The organism is Sphingomonas mali NBRC 15500, assembly GCF_001598415.1.
GTDB lineage: Bacteria > Pseudomonadota > Alphaproteobacteria > Sphingomonadales > Sphingomonadaceae > Sphingomonas > Sphingomonas mali.
On sequence record NZ_BCYX01000008.1, the window covers coordinates 89,689 to 104,086 of the forward strand.

At 65.2% G+C, this 14,398-nt stretch carries 14 protein-coding genes and 1 tRNA gene; 11 read left to right on the forward strand and 4 right to left on the reverse strand.

Annotated elements, in window-relative coordinates; translation table 11 throughout:
• Positions 1 to 141: 141 nt before the first annotated feature.
• Positions 142 to 510, forward strand: coding sequence for a DUF305 domain-containing protein (locus SMA01S_RS08660; protein ID WP_245649207.1), 369 nt, complete (start codon positions 142 to 144; stop codon positions 508 to 510).
• Position 511: 1 nt separating this feature from the next.
• Positions 512 to 1,960 (forward strand): YncE family protein, encoded by a 1,449-nt coding sequence (locus SMA01S_RS08665; RefSeq protein ID WP_066820406.1) that lies wholly within the window; start codon positions 512 to 514, stop codon positions 1,958 to 1,960.
• A gap of 188 nt (positions 1,961 to 2,148) precedes the next feature.
• On the opposite strand, the gene SMA01S_RS08670 is transcribed toward SMA01S_RS08665, so the two are convergent.
• From SMA01S_RS08670 to SMA01S_RS08680, 3 genes are all read right to left on the reverse strand, one after another.
• On the reverse strand, positions 2,149 to 3,528 hold the full coding sequence (locus SMA01S_RS08670; protein ID WP_066820408.1) for a carbohydrate porin: 1,380 nt from the start codon (positions 3,526 to 3,528) through the stop codon (positions 2,149 to 2,151).
• Between the two features lie 420 nt (positions 3,529 to 3,948).
• Positions 3,949 to 4,022 (reverse strand) — tRNA-Gly (locus SMA01S_RS08675).
• A 92-nt stretch (positions 4,023 to 4,114) separates the two neighbouring features.
• Positions 4,115 to 5,890: an ABC-F family ATP-binding cassette domain-containing protein gene (locus tag SMA01S_RS08680; RefSeq protein WP_066820410.1), complete on the reverse strand. Its 1,776-nt coding sequence runs from the start codon at positions 5,888 to 5,890 to the stop codon at positions 4,115 to 4,117.
• A 101-nt stretch (positions 5,891 to 5,991) separates the two neighbouring features.
• Between SMA01S_RS08680 and SMA01S_RS08685 the strand changes: the two genes are divergently transcribed.
• The 3 genes from SMA01S_RS08685 (at position 5,992) to SMA01S_RS08695 (ending at position 8,668) form a co-directional block, all read left to right on the forward strand.
• Positions 5,992 to 6,288 (forward strand): hypothetical protein, encoded by a 297-nt coding sequence (locus SMA01S_RS08685; protein ID WP_245649208.1) that lies wholly within the window; start codon positions 5,992 to 5,994, stop codon positions 6,286 to 6,288.
• A gap of 40 nt (positions 6,289 to 6,328) precedes the next feature.
• Entirely contained in the window at positions 6,329 to 7,009 is a 681-nt protein-coding gene (locus SMA01S_RS08690; RefSeq protein ID WP_066590860.1) for a response regulator transcription factor, read from the forward strand.
• A 288-nt stretch (positions 7,010 to 7,297) separates the two neighbouring features.
• Positions 7,298 to 8,668 carry a sensor histidine kinase gene (locus SMA01S_RS08695; protein ID WP_245649211.1) on the forward strand — a complete coding sequence of 457 codons (1,371 nt, stop codon included), beginning with the start codon at positions 7,298 to 7,300 and terminating at the stop codon, positions 8,666 to 8,668.
• On the opposite strand, the gene SMA01S_RS08700 is transcribed toward SMA01S_RS08695, so the two are convergent.
• On the reverse strand, positions 8,665 to 9,663 hold the full coding sequence (locus SMA01S_RS08700) for an LLM class flavin-dependent oxidoreductase (RefSeq protein ID WP_066820414.1): 999 nt from the start codon (positions 9,661 to 9,663) through the stop codon (positions 8,665 to 8,667). The two genes, SMA01S_RS08695 and SMA01S_RS08700, sit on opposite strands and share 4 nt — an antisense overlap.
• 78 nt (positions 9,664 to 9,741) lie before the next feature.
• On the opposite strand from SMA01S_RS08700, the gene SMA01S_RS08705 reads away from it, so the two are divergent.
• The 6 genes from SMA01S_RS08705 (at position 9,742) to SMA01S_RS08730 (ending at position 14,352) form a co-directional block, all read left to right on the forward strand.
• Positions 9,742 to 10,407 carry a pyrimidine 5'-nucleotidase gene (locus SMA01S_RS08705; protein WP_066820478.1) on the forward strand — a complete coding sequence of 222 codons (666 nt, stop codon included), beginning with the start codon at positions 9,742 to 9,744 and terminating at the stop codon, positions 10,405 to 10,407.
• The gene (dapD, locus tag SMA01S_RS08710; RefSeq protein WP_066820416.1) at positions 10,404 to 11,225 is read left to right on the forward strand and encodes a 2,3,4,5-tetrahydropyridine-2,6-dicarboxylate N-succinyltransferase; all 822 of its coding nucleotides are present in this window, start codon (positions 10,404 to 10,406) and stop codon (positions 11,223 to 11,225) included. Before SMA01S_RS08705 ends, dapD begins: the two co-directional genes overlap by 4 nt.
• Positions 11,225 to 12,025, forward strand: a complete 801-nt coding sequence (locus SMA01S_RS08715) for a glutaminyl-peptide cyclotransferase (RefSeq protein ID WP_084250199.1) — start codon at positions 11,225 to 11,227, stop codon at positions 12,023 to 12,025. Before dapD ends, SMA01S_RS08715 begins: the two co-directional genes overlap by 1 nt.
• 59 nt (positions 12,026 to 12,084) lie before the next feature.
• Positions 12,085 to 13,053, forward strand: coding sequence for a class II fructose-bisphosphatase (gene glpX / locus SMA01S_RS08720; RefSeq protein ID WP_066820418.1), 969 nt, complete (start codon positions 12,085 to 12,087; stop codon positions 13,051 to 13,053).
• A 142-nt stretch (positions 13,054 to 13,195) separates the two neighbouring features.
• Entirely contained in the window at positions 13,196 to 13,939 is a 744-nt protein-coding gene (locus SMA01S_RS08725; protein WP_066820420.1) for a CPBP family intramembrane glutamic endopeptidase, read from the forward strand.
• Positions 13,936 to 14,352 carry a hypothetical protein gene (locus SMA01S_RS08730; RefSeq protein WP_066820423.1) on the forward strand — a complete coding sequence of 139 codons (417 nt, stop codon included), beginning with the start codon at positions 13,936 to 13,938 and terminating at the stop codon, positions 14,350 to 14,352. The genes SMA01S_RS08725 and SMA01S_RS08730 overlap by 4 nt, the downstream gene beginning before the upstream one ends.
• The last annotated feature ends 46 nt before the right edge of the window (positions 14,353 to 14,398 follow it).

A 14,398-nucleotide genomic window follows, 5' to 3' on the forward strand; every position in this document is an offset into this window, starting at 1 on the left:
GATCGGGAATAAACGGGGAGGCAAGTCGTCTCACGTTCGAACCAACGGATGGAGCATTAAGTGCGCCCGCTTACACCCCTATGCCGATCCATTAGCCTTGCCGTGCTCCCGTTTGTGGCTGGGACCGCGTTCGCTCAAACGGTGAGCGAGAAGCCTTATCTCGCGGAAATCCAGGCCGCGATGGACAAGATGATGGCCGGGATGATGGCTCCGCCGACCGGCGACGTCGACAGAGACTTCGTAACGATGATGCGCCCGCACCATCAGGGTGCGATCGACATGGCTGTTGCCGAACTGAAGTTCGGCAAGAACGAACAATTGCGGCGGATCGCGCAGGAAATCATCGTCGACCAGCAGCAGGAAATCGCCGCCATGAACCTGGCGGTCGGCGATCCGCTTCCGCCCTCGACGCCGGCGCCCACTCAAGGGACCGCAGCGCCCCAGCCATCGATGCCGACCATGTCGATGCCGAACGTGTCGAGCAACCACGCCCATCTCAAGGAGCACTGAAATGAAGCATCTTTACTCGAAAGTCATGTTGCTGGGCCTGACGGCACTCGCCGGTCCCGCCTACGCACACCAGGCTCCGTGGGCCGCGCCGAACACGCCTGTCAGCCACCGCGACCGCGTCTATGCGGCCGAACAATTCTCCAACACCCTCTCAGTCACGGATCCCGCGGACAACCGGCTGATCGGGGTCATCAAGCTGGGGGACCCGCAGCCGGCGAACTTCTCGCCACTTTATAAGGGGCAGGTGCTCGTGCACGGCCTCGGCTTCTCGCCCGACGGCAAGACCCTCGCAGTCGTCTCGATCGGCTCGAATTCGGTGACCTTCATCGACACCGCGACCAACACCGTGAAGCATACGACTTATATTGGCCGTTCGCCGCACGAGGCCTTCTTTACGCCCGATGGTAAGGAGGTCTGGGTGACGGTGCGCGGCGAGGACTATATCTCGGTCATCGACCCGACCACATTCGAGGAAAAGGCGCGGCTCAAGACGCCGGGCGGACCCGGCATGACGATGTTCTCACCGGACGGGAAATACGGCTACGTCTGCTCGTCGTTCAATCCCGACCTGGTCGTGTTCGATGTGGCGAGCCACAGCATCGTCGGCCACGTCCAGCAGCCGAGCCCCTTCTGTCCTAACATCGCCGTCAACGCGGACGGAACCCAAGTATGGTTCACCCTGAAGGATGTCGGCAAGACTGTCGCTTTCAACGCCAAGCCCCCGTTCAATATCCTGAAGGTTATCGATACCGGCCCGATCACGAACCACGTCAATTTCGCCCATACGGCCAAAGGAAGCTTCGCCTATGTGACGGTCGGAGGGCTGAATGAGGTCAAGGTGTTCCGCACCATCGATTTCGCTCAGGTCGCAACGATACCGGTCGGTAAATTGCCGCACGGCGTCTGGCCGTCCGGGGACGGCAGCCGAATCTATGTGGGACTGGAGAATGACGACCAGCTCGCCGCGATCGACACGACGACCAACAAGGTGATCGGTACGGTTCCGATCGGCCAGGCGCCGCAAGCTATTGCCTACGTGCCCAACGCCGTGCCGCAGGGTGACGGAACGGCCAACCTCCAGCCGCTCGGCACCGCAGGCAAAGCCGTGCACCTGCTGTTGTCGGCGCCAGGAGCGGGCAACGCGCCCACCAGCGTAACCTTGTTCGATCAGGGTCTCATCCAGGTTCTTCAAGGCTCCGTCACTGGCCTCCAGCCCAAGCACCCGTACGTTTTGGCGCTTGCGAACGCGGCGGACGGCTCTGGCGCGCTCGAGCCCTTAGCAACCTTCATGACCAACCCGGCAGGCTCCGCAATCGTGAACGCGTCGGGCCCCATCCGTCAGATCGTCGAAGGCGAGGGGGCCAGCACCCGGCGTTGGCTTGTCGTGGCGGAAAACCAGGGTGGCGCGCCGGGCATGGTGGTTCAGATCCAGCAGTATCCGGCGCGCTGATATCGCGCCGTGCCAACCCTCGCGACATCATACATCGGCAGATCGACCACGCCGCTGAAGCGGTACCCGATGCGCGTACAGCCATCGAGGCTGGCATCGCAGCGGAAGAACCCGACGTCATGCTCCGCACTCGCGAAGTGGCCGCGCGGATCAGCGAGTGAATTGCCCGCCGGTCCGCGAGTGCGCGATCAGAAGCGAAACGACGTACGCATACCGATCACGGTCGCAGTGGCGGCGGCGCGCGGAGCGTTGCCAGCCAGGAAGGCGGCAGCCGGGTGGAAAATCAGCTGCATGTTGGGCTGAAGCGACAGGCGCGTACCGACCCTGATTTGCCAGTCCGCTTCCAACACACCCTCGTAGCGCGGCGTTTCGGACGGGGCCGTGCCGTTGCGCTCGATCAACAACGATCGCAACGCCGGAGAAATATGGGCGAAGCCAAAGGCGATACCGACTGTGTCACCGGATCGACCGCGCAGCGGCGCGGAAAGGGTGAAGCCGGTGTCGAGGTAGCGATCGATGATGTTTCTATCGGTCGGGCTGGCGCTGAACCGGATGAAGCCCCGCAGCGTTCTGCCGCCCGCTCGCCACAGCCGCGCGTCGGCGATGGCATAGATGGCCGCGTTGCCGCGATGGCGAAGCGGTATCCCGGATGACGCCGACGACGCGAGCGAATTGCCGGCAGCGTCACGGCTCAGGTCGTCGAATCGATCGGTATTGACCCAGCCGCCCACGGTAAGGGTCCAGGCGGGGTCGTCGCCCGGCGCGCTCGTCGCCACTTCGCCGATGACGAAGGGGCCGCCCTTGAACCTGAAGCCGTTGAACCCGTGAAGGTCGCGGCGTTGCGGATCGGCGGTGCCCGGTCCAGCGGGATCGCCTGCGAACAGCGCAGCCCGCAAGGTGACGCGTTTCGCGGGCGTAGCGGCGAGCCGGAGACCGGGCGCCGCGAGGGGATAAGCCGGTCCGCCGCTCGGCAAATCGACGGCAAAACTGGCCGGCCAGCCAAAGGTCGAGTTGACGAACAGGGCAGCCGTCGGCGAGATCGCAAATTCCTGGCCGGCAGTGAACTGCCCGACCCGCAGCGACGCGCCGGATCCCAGTTTCTGCTCGATCCAGAGATTGAACAATCGTACGGCCGGCTCGGCCTCCAGGCCGCTGACGCTCAGGATCGTACCAACCCGGTCGGTCGACAGGCCGGTACCGTTGATCACGTGCACGCTGACATGCGCTGTCGCCCCTCGCCAGCCGAAAAGGCGGCCGAGATCGGCATCGCCGATCAGGCCGACACGCTGGAGATAGGCGCTTCCCCGAGCGGTGCCGCCGCCAATATCCGCGTTGAGATCGCTATTATAGGTCAGCGTCCCGACAACCGGTCCCGGCATGTGCTGCGACATCTCGCCATTCTCGCCCTGCAACTGGCTATTGGGCGGCGGAGCGGCGGCAGCCGACTGTCCCTTCGCGGTTCCGGGCTCCGACATCAGCGCCAGGTTCGCGGCGGCCAGCGCGACAGCGAGGCGATGTCGCTGGTCCGCGCGCCACTGCCGAACATTGCGCTTACCTTCAGCGGACATGGAACCATCCCGTCAATTTCGAAAGACCAATAGCCTCAGAACACATTGCGAACATCTTCTGATAGTCAAAATAGCGCCCCAGGCGCAGTCATTCGAAGTTGTCGGACGGAACCGAAGTCCGCGACGCGCACCACAACAAGGAGCGGCCAGCTTCCGTCGATCCGAAGGACTCGATTGCCGTGCTGGTCCTGGAGCCGCTCGAGCGGCGCCAGGTAAGGCGCTTCGCCGTAAGTGGTCCAAGTTAAGTCATTGAAATTGTGTGCGATATATATACGCGATCGACTCCACGACCCACTCTGTCCCATGGTCAACTTCATGAGTGGGCACACGCGGTTACCGCCGAGTTGCCCGCGCTCAACCTTCACTGGCCGAATCGGCAGCGCCAGCCTCTGAAAGCTAAGGGTTTCTGCGGTTCCAAGGTGGAGCGGGTGAAGGGAATCGAACCCTCGTCGTAAGCTTGGGAAGCTTCTGCTCTACCATTGAGCTACACCCGCGCGAGGAGGGGCGGATACAGATAGCCGCGCTTTCGCGCAAGCGCGATCAAGTGGGCCGAGCACCGCGGGAGCCAGGCGCGCCCGCCTGGTCGTCAGCCCAACGCCTCGACCTGCTCTGCAAGCTCGAGCCAGCGCTCCTCGGCGGCATCCTTCTCGGCGCGGGCGGCCTCGATCGCTTTGGTCAGCGCGGCGAACCTTGCCGGATCGCTGACGTAGAGCGCGGGGTCGGCCAGCGCCGCCTCGTCGCGGGCGATCGCTGCTTCGATCTCCTCGATCCGCTTGGGCAGCAAATCGTAGTCGCGCTGATCCTTGTAGCTGAGTTTCGCCGCCTTGGGCTTCTCGGCCACCGGCGTGGGCTTCGCCGCCGCTTTCTTCGCTTCCGGCCGCTTCTTGCGCCGGGCATCCCAATCGGCATAGCCGCCCGCGACGACATCGACGGTGCCCGACCCGTCGAGCCCGAGCGTCAGCGTCACCGTGCGGTCGAGAAAATCGCGATCGTGGCTGACGATCAGCACCGTGCCTTCATAATCCGCGATCACTTCCTGGAGCAGGTCGAGCGTCTCGAGATCGAGGTCGTTGGTCGGTTCGTCGAGCACCAGCAGGTTCGATCGCCGCGCGAATTCGCGCGCCAGCAACAGTCGCGAGCGCTCGCCGCCCGACAGGGTGGCGATCCGTGCCTCGACCATGTTGGGGTCGAATAGGAAGTCCTTGAGGTAGCCGTGGATGTGCTTCTTGACGCCGAGCACCTCGATCCAGTCGCCGCCATCGGCGAGCACGTCGCGCACGCGCTTCTCCGGCGCCATCAGCTTGCGCTGCTGATCGATCACCACGCCGTCGAGCGTCTTGGCGAGCTTTACGACGCCGCTGTCCGGTTGGAGTTCGCCGGTGAGCATTCTGAGCAACGTCGTTTTTCCCGCGCCATTGGGCCCGACGATGCCGATCCGGTCGCCGCGGGTGATGCGCAGGTTGAGGTCGCGGATGATGACGCGGCCCTCGAACGCCTTGGTCGCATGCTTGGCGTCGATCACCACCTTGGTCTTGACGTCGTCGCTGCCGGTGACGAGCGCGGCGGCGCCTTGCGGCCCCAGCATCGCGGCGCGTTCGGCGCGCATGTCCTTGAGCTTGGCGAGCCGGCCCATGTTGCGGCGGCGGCGCCCGGTGACGCCGCGCTGCAGCCAATGTTCCTCGAGCTTCAATTTGGCGTCGAGCTTCTCGGCGGCGCGCTGCTCCTCGGCATAGACCTGCTCGGTCCAGGCCTCGAATCCGCCATAGCCGATCTCGCTGCGGCGGATCGTCCCGCGGTCGAGCCACAGAGTCTGGCGCGTGAGGCGAGTCAGGAACGTGCGGTCGTGGCTGATCACGACGAACGCGCCGGTGAAGCGCGTCAGCCATTGTTCGAGCCACTCGATCGCGGCGATGTCGAGATGGTTGGTCGGCTCGTCGAGCAACAGCACGTCGGGATTCTGCGCCAGCGCGCGGACGATCGCGGCACGGCGGCGCTCGCCGCCCGAGGCCGAGGCCGCTTCGCGCGACAAATCGATGCCGAGCTGATCGGCGATCGCATCGGCTTCGTGACGCGCGGGCGCGTTGGGCTCGGCCATCACGAAATCGGCGAGCGTCGCGCAACCATCGACCTTCGGATCCTGCTCGAGCAAGACGACATTGGTGCCCGGTACGATCGTGCGGCGGCCCTCGTCCGACTCGATCTTGCCGGCGATCAGCTTGAGCAAGGTCGTCTTGCCCGCGCCGTTGCGCCCGATCAGCGCGAGCCGGTCGCGCTCGCCGATATGCAGGTCGAGGTGACGGAACAGCCAACCGGCGCCCTGAACGAGGCCGAGGTCTTCATAGGATAGGATAGGGGCGGCCATGAGGGCGGCTACTTAGGGGCTGGCGTGGCCCGCGCAAGCTTGTCGATTGCTGACGGATGCATTCACAGGGTGTTCAAGCCCGCTTCCCTATGCAACCAGCCATGTTGATGTTCGCGTCGCTTGCCTTGACCTTCGCCCAGCCGGCATTTCCGCCGGCCATCGAACCGCATTTCCAGCGCGATCAGCAGCGCGCATGGGAAGCGCGGCGCGAAGGCCGCGTGCTGCCGCTGCCCGAAATCGAGCGCCGTGTGGTGCCTTCGATGCGCGGTGCGCAATATCTCGGACCCGAGCTCGACCCGGATAGCGGCATTTACACGCTCAAGTTCCTGCGCAATGGAACCGTCATCTGGGTGAAGGTCGACGGCCGTTCGGGCCAGGTCATCGGCCGCACCGGCTAATTCGAGCTCCCTTGAAGGGGCTCGCGCGAAGGGGATCACAATGCGCGTTCTGATCGTCGAGGACGAACCCAATCTCCGCCAGCAGCTGCAGAACACGCTCGAAGGGGCGGGTTATGCGGTCGATACGGCGGGCGACGGCGAGGAGGGCCTCTTTCTCGGAGAGACCGAGAATTACGACGCGATCGTGCTCGATCTCGGCCTGCCGGAAATCGACGGGCTGACCGTCCTGGACCGCTGGCGCAAACAGGGCAAAACCACGCCTGTACTGGTGCTGACAGCGCGCGACAGCTGGTCGGACAAGGTGGCGGGGCTCGATGCCGGCGCCGACGATTATGTCGCCAAGCCGTTCCAGACCGAGGAATTGATCGCCCGCCTGCGCGCGCTGATCCGCCGCGCTTCGGGCAATGCCTCGTCCGAACTGATTGCGGGCGATGTCCGGCTGGACACGCGATCGGGCAAGGTGACGCTCGCCGGCGATCCGGTGAAGCTGACCGCGCAGGAATATAAGCTCCTGTCCTATCTGCTCCACCACAAGGGCAAGATCGTCAGCCGCACCGAGCTGATCGAACATATTTACGACCAGGATTTCGACCGCGATTCGAACACGATCGAGGTGTTCGTGACGCGCATCCGCAAGAAATTGGGGCAGGACGTCATCACCACGATCCGCGGCCTGGGCTATAGCCTGGACGATCCCGACGGCCCGCCGCGCGCGGAATAGACGTAGATTGTGGCCGAGGGACGCGATCTGATCGCCGTACCGTCGGCGGACGAGCCGGGAGACGCGCAGTCTCGACTGGCCGATCCCGGCGTCGACGCGCCGGCCGAACGGGTCATTCCCCGCTGGCGTGTGATCGTCCGCAAATATCGCCGGTCGGGCGAGATCGCGGCGCTGATCGCGCTTGGAGCCGGTTCGCTCGCGACTATTTTGCTGCTCGATCCCGATCAGGTGTGGACCGCGCGCGGCCTGCTCGCTCTGTCGGTGCTGTCGTTACTCCGATTAGCATGGGTGTTGTGGCGGCGATCGCCCACCACAGCAGGCGCCGTCGTGACGGGGTCGCTCGGGCGGCGCATGATCATCATCGCGGCGATCTGGATTTGCCTGTTGCTTGCCGGGGGCGGGTACGCGCTCGACCGGGTGTTGACCGGCGCGGTGACTCGCAATTTCGACGATCAGCTCAATTATGTCCTGACGTCGCTATTCACGTCAGCCGAAATCGGGCCGGACGGTGAAGTCGTGTTTAACCGCGCCGCCGCTGACCAACGCTTCCTGGAGCCCTATTCCGGGTTGTACTGGCAGGTCGCCGCGCGCCATCGCGAGCCATTTTCCTCGCAGTCTCTGTGGGATCGTCGGCTCGCTTATGGCAGCGACCATAACGATCTTGAAGTCCACACATATGATAGCGACCAATTTGCCGGCGAGCGGCTGAGGATCGTCGAGCGCGACATCAAGCTCCCGGGCTCGCCGGTGCGCTGGCGGTTCCAGGTCGCGCAGAGCCGCGACGGGCTCGACGCGCAAATCAACGCGCTCAGGCGGACATTGGTCAGAAGCTTCCTGCTGCTGGCGCTCGGCCTCATCGTCCTGGCGGGGCTGCAGACCTGGTACGGCCTTCGTCCGTTGCGCCGATTGCGCGGCGAGATTGCGCGGCTGCGCGGCGGCCGTGCCCGCCGGATCGAAGGCGCCATGCCCGCCGAGGTCGCGCCAATGGTCGAGGAACTCAACGCGCTGATCGAGCATAACGACAAACAGGCCGAGGAAGCGCGGCGCCATGCAGGCAATCTGGCGCACGCGCTCAAGACGCCGCTGACGGTGATCATGAACGCCGCGACCGCCAAGGCCGACGATCTCGGTGATACCGTGGTGCGCGAGGCGCGGACGATGCGGCGTCAGGTCGACCACCATCTCGCCCGCGCTCGCGCGGTTGGCCGGCGCGGATCGGCGCACAGCCGCGCCGAAGTGTGGCCCAGCCTCGATTCGGTCGAGCGCGCGGTGTCGCGGCTCTATCCGCACGTCCGCATCGACGCCGACGGGCCCCACGATTTGCAGGTCCATGTCGAACGCCAGGATCTCGACGAGATGCTCGGCAATCTGATCGAGAACGCGGCCAAATATGGCGGCGGCAGCGTGTTCGTGACGGTGAGTGCGCAAGCCGGCTTCGTCGAGATCCTGGTTGAGGATGACGGTGTCGGCATTCCGGAGGAGGAGCGGGTCCGCATCTTCGACCGCGGCGTCCGGCTCGATACCGGCAAGCCCGGCACGGGCCTGGGCCTAGCGATCGTCCGCGATGTCGCGGAAATCTACGAGGGCACGGTCAGCCTGGAGGAAAGCGAAGACCTGGGCGGATTGCTGGTGCGACTGAGGCTGCCGGCGGCGAGTTAGCCGGCGATCGTCGCGCCCCGCATCACCTCGGCGGCGATCGCCACGCTCTTCTTGCGTGCCTCGACATCGTAGATCGAGCTGACGATCATCAACTCGTCGACCCCGGTCCGCTCGACGAATGCGGCGATGCCGCGCTCGACCGTCGCCGGGCTCCCGACCGCCGAACATTGCAGCACATGGTCGAGGATCGCGGCGTGCGGCGGCGGTAGGCTGTCGCGATACCCTGCAATCGGCGGCGGCAGCTGGCGCGGATTGCCGGTGCGCAGCGCGACGAACGCCTGCTGCTGGGAGCTCGCCAGGAACTCCGCTTCCTCGTCGGCATCGGCGGCGAAGACGTTGAACCCGGCCATCGCATAGGGCCGGTCGAGCTGGGTCGAGGGGCGAAAGTCGCGGCGGTAGACCTCCAGCGCCTGGTCGAGCGCGTCGGGTGTGAAATGCGAGGCGAAAGCGTAGGGCAGGCCGAGCATCGCGGCGAGTTGCGCGCCGAACAGGCTCGATCCCAGGATCCACAATTCCGGCTTGGCGCCAGCCCCCGGAGTCGCGCGGATGCCGGTCTGGCCGTCATCGGCGAAATAGCTCTGCAGTTCGAGCACGTCGCGCGGGAACGCCTGGGGATCGCTTTCCAGCGTCCGGCGGATCGCTCGCGCCACTCGCTGATCGCTGCCTGGTGCGCGACCCAGTCCGAGGTCGATCCGGCCGGGAAACAGTGCGTCGAGCGTGCCGAATTGTTCGGCGATCATCAGTGGCGCATGATTGGGAAGCATGATGCCGCCTGCGCCTATGCGAATTGTGGATGTGGCCGCGCCGACATGCGCGATCACCACCGCGGTCGCCGAACTGGCGATGCCGTCCATGCCGTGATGTTCCGCCACCCAGTACCGATGATAGCCGCTGGCTTCGGCGTGGCGCGCCATGTCGGCGGCGTTGGCCAGCGCCTGGCGTACCGAGCCGCCTTCGACGACAGGGACCAGATCGAGCAGCGAATAGGGGATCATCGCGACGAGATAGTGTGTCGTCGCGATTGCTCAAGGCGCGGCTTGCCGCTGTTCGGCGCGCGCCGTAGAGCGCCCGACATGCACGCGCGGCTCGATCATGTCCGGAACTGGATCTTCGATCTCGATAATACGCTCTATCCGCACGGAGCCCGGTTGTTCGAGCAAGTCGATCGGCGGATCACCGATTACATCGCACGCTTCTTCAAGGTCGATCGCGACGAGGCATACAAAATCCAGAAGGGCTATTTCCACACGCGTGGGACGACCTTGTCGGGGTTGATGGCCGAGCATGGCGTCGATCCGTACGAATATCTCGCGGACGTCCACGATATCGAGATGGACGTGCTCGATGAGAATGCGCCGCTCGCCGCAGCGATCGCGCGCCTGCCCGGGCGCAAGATCATCTTCACCAATGCCGACGCGCCTTATGCCGACAAAATCCTGTCGAAGCTGGGTTTGGGCGAGAGTTTCGAGGCGATCCACGACGTGCACGCCGCGCAATATCGCCCCAAGCCTGCACCGGAGGCGTACCAACACCTGTGCGACGCGTACGCCCTCGATCCCGCGCAAAGCCTGTTCGCCGACGACATGGCGCGCAACCTGAAGCCCGCCAAGCAGATCGGCATGACCACCTTGTGGGTCGACAACGGCTCCGAACAAGGCGAGGAGGGCGACCGCGATTTCGTCGACTTCGCCACGCGCGACATCACCCATTGGCTGCACGATATTTTGGAGGAAGCATGACCGACCTGCCCGCGACGATCGACGCCGCATGGGAAGACCGGGCCAGTATCAGCACCGGCACGACGGGCGCGGTCCGCGACGCGGTCGAAGCCGCGCTCGAGCTGCTCGACAGCGGCCAGGCGCGCGTCGCCGAACCGGGTGCCGACGGATGGACGGTCAATCAATGGCTCAAGAAGGCGGTGCTGCTATCCTTCCGCCTCAACGACAATGCCGTGATCGACGGCGGTGCCGCCGGCGCCCCCGCTTATGACAAGGTGCCGTCCAAATTCGCCGGCTGGGGCGAGAACCGCTTCCGCGATGCGGGCTTCCGCGTCGTCCCCGGGGCGGTGGTGCGGCGCGGCTCGTTCGTCGGCAAGAATGCTGTCCTGATGCCCAGCTTCGTCAATATCGGCGCCTATGTCGGCGAGGGCACGATGGTCGACACCTGGGCGACGGTCGGCAGCTGTGCGCAGATCGGCAAGAATGTGCACATTTCCGGTGGTGCGGGAATCGGTGGCGTCCTCGAGCCGCTCCAGGCCGATCCGGTCATCATCGGTGACGGCTGCTTCATCGGCGCACGCTCCGAAGTCGCCGAAGGCGTGCGCGTCGGCGACGGCGCGGTCCTGTCGATGGGTGTGTATCTAGGCAAGTCGACCAAGGTCATCGACCGCGCGACCGGCGAGGTGTTGATGGGCGAAGTGCCGCCCTATGCCGTGGTCGTGCCCGGCTCGATCGGCGGCGGGGACGGCAAGCCCGGTCTCTATTGCGCGGTCATCGTCAAGCGCGTCGACGAACAGACGCGGTCGAAGACCAGCATCAACGAATTGCTGCGCGACTGATGCCGATTACCGGCCTCCTGCTCGGGCTGCTGGGCCTGTTGCCGCAGGTCGGTTCGACGCCGCAATCGGTGCCGGTGCAGTCGGCGCAGATCGTTGCGACCTATCCGCACGACAATCGCGCCTTCACCGAAGGCCTGTTCTGGCAGGACGGCTATCTCTACGAGAGCACCGGCGAGCTCAATCGCTCGGGCATTCGCAAGGTGCGGCTGAGCGACGGCAAGGTGATGGCGCGCGTTGCGGTCGATCCTCCGTTCTACGGTGAGGGGATCGCACCGTGGAACGGCACGATCCTCAGCCTGACCTGGAAGAACCAGATCGGCTTCCGCTGGTCGAAGGATTTCAAAAGGCTCGGCAGCTTCAAATATCAGGGCGAGGGCTGGGCGCTCGCCGCCGATGACAAAGGCGGGCTGATCATGTCCGACGGATCGCCGGTGCTGCGCTTCGTCGACCCCGCTAATTTCACCGTCAAGCGCCGCCTGACCGTCACCGATGGCGGGCGGCCGGTGAAGATGCTCAACGAACTCGAATATGTCGATGGCGAGATCCTCGCCAATATCTGGCTGACCGACCTGATCGCGCGGATCGATCCGCGGGACGGGCATGTCATCGGCTGGATCGACGTCAGCGAGCTTCACCGCCAGTCGGGCGCGACCGAAGTGAATGACGTTCCCAACGGCATCGCCTGGGACGCGAAGAAGCGGCGGCTGTTCGTCACCGGCAAGGACTGGCCCTACGTGTTCGAGATCAAGGCGCCCAAGGATGCGGCGTCCTCCGCTGACGCCGCCGTCTCGACTCCGTAACGCGCCGCGCCTATCCGCGCGCACAAACCAAACGAAATCAAAAGAGGATTGCCCCGACAATGACGACTGCCAGCGATGTTCTCGACCGCGTGCTTGTGCTCGAAATGGTGCGCGTGACCGAGGCCGCGGCGATTGCCGCCTCCACGCTCGTCGGCCGCGGCGATGAAAAGGCCGCCGACGCCGCCGCGGTCGAGGCGATGCGCGCCGCGCTCAACAGCCTGTACATGGACGGCACGGTCGTGATCGGCGAGGGCGAGCGCGACGAGGCGCCGATGCTCTTCATTGGTGAGAAGGTCGGCTCGGCGCCGGGCAAGGGGCCCAAGATCGACATCGCGCTCGATCCGCTCGAGGGCACGACGATCACTGCCAAGGCGGGGCCCAACGCGCTCGCGGTATTGGCGATTTCCGAAGAGGGCAATCTCCTCAACGCTCCCGACGTCTATATGGACAAGATCGCGGTCGGCCCGGGCTATCCCGAGGGCGTCATCGACCTCGACAAGTCGCCGACCGAGAATGTCGAGGCGATCGCCGCGGCGAAGGGCGTCAAGCCCAGCGAGATCATCGCCTGCGTGCTCGACCGTCCGCGGCACGAGGCGCTGATCGCCGAGCTGCGCGCGATCGGTTGCGGCGTGATGCTGATCGGTGACGGCGACGTCGCGGGCGTGATCGCGACGACCAATCCCGAGACCACGATCGACGTCTATATGGGCTCGGGCGGCGCGCCGGAGGGCGTGCTGGCCTGCGCCGCGCTGCGTTGCGTCGGTGGGCAGTTCAAGGGTCGCTTGCTGTTCCGCAACGACGACGAGCGCGGCCGCGCGCGCAAATGGGGCATCACCGACCTCGACAAGCAATATGACCTGTCGGAACTGGTCAAGGGCGACGCGATCTTCGCCGCTACCGGCGTGACCGACGGCTCGCTGCTCGCCGGCGTCAAGCGCCGCGGCGATCGCATGACGACCAATTCGGTGGTGATGCGCGCAAGCTCGGGCACGGTACGCTGGGTCAAGGGCGAGCATCGCATCGGGTGATCGCAGTTTCGCGCCCGCCATGTTCCCCTCCCTGCAAGGGAGAGGTTAGGGGTGGGTGCGACCGAAGGGAGCTCGCTGCGCTCGCCACCCACCCCCGGCCCCTCCCTGGAAGGGAGGGGAGGTTTCGGTTGAGTCATACGCGATGACCAACGCGGTCCTGCTCGCGGTCATGCTGGCGATCATCTTGCTCAACATCGTCGCGGGCCCGCGCGGTTATCGTTTGCTGGCGGAAGCCGGCGGCGTCGGCCGCAAGACCTTCTATCGCCGCATGCTGGCGGCACAGCTGCTCCAGTTCACCCTGCCGCCGATCGTCGGCCTGCTGGTGCTGGGCCGGATCGGCGCGATAACCGAATTGCCGCGGGAATTGTGGTCGGCGTCGGCCATGCTCCGTGGCGACGCGCCGGCGATCGCGGTTGATCCGTTTCTGATATCGATCTTCGCGTTCGCTGTGCTGGCCGCGATCCCGCTTGGTTCCTTCCTGACATGGCGGCGCTGGCGCAAAGGCAAGGGCGCGCCCGCCTATCTCGCGCGTCTGTCCGCGCTGCTGCCGCGCGACCGCGACGAAGTCCTGCTTGGCGCGGCGATCTCGGTGGCGGCGGGGATTGGCGAAGAGCTGTTCTTCCGCTTGTTCCTGCCAATGCTGCTCGCGGCATTCGTCGGCGGTATTCCAGCGGTCGTTGTCGCCATCCTGTTGTTCGGGCTGGCGCACGCTTATCAGGGGTGGAAGGGGATCACCGTCACGACATTGATCGGCATCTTGTTCGCCGTGATGTACCTGATGAGCGGGTCGCTCGCGATCACGATGCTGTTCCATACCACGATCGACCTGATGACGCTGGCGATCCGTCCAGCGATACGCGGCGCGTGGCGACAGGAGGCGGTATGAATCACTGGCTGATCGCGGCGGGGGTGCTGGACGGCGCCGCGGCGCTGCTTCACCTCGGTTGCATTGTCGGCGGCCCAGCCTGGTATCGCTTCTTCGGAGCAGGCGACGCGATGGTGGGGATGGCCGAGCGCGGGATGGTGCGACCCACCTTGATCACCTTGGCGATCGCCGCGGTCCTGACGATCTGGGCGGTTTTCGCCTTTTCCGGGGCGGGCCTGTTGCCGCGCCTGCCGCTGCTTCGCCCAGCCTTGATCGCGATCGCAGCGATTCTCCTGGCGCGTGCAGCCGCCTTGCCGCTCCTGTTCCGTGTCATGCCCGATCGCAGCCCCAATTTTCTGTGGACCAGCTCGGCAATCGTCCTGGCGATCGGCATCGTGCATGCCGTCGGCCTGGCAAGGCTCGCGACCGATTGACCCTTTCCGCGCGGCCCGACAGGGTATGCGCCAAAGGGAGAATCAC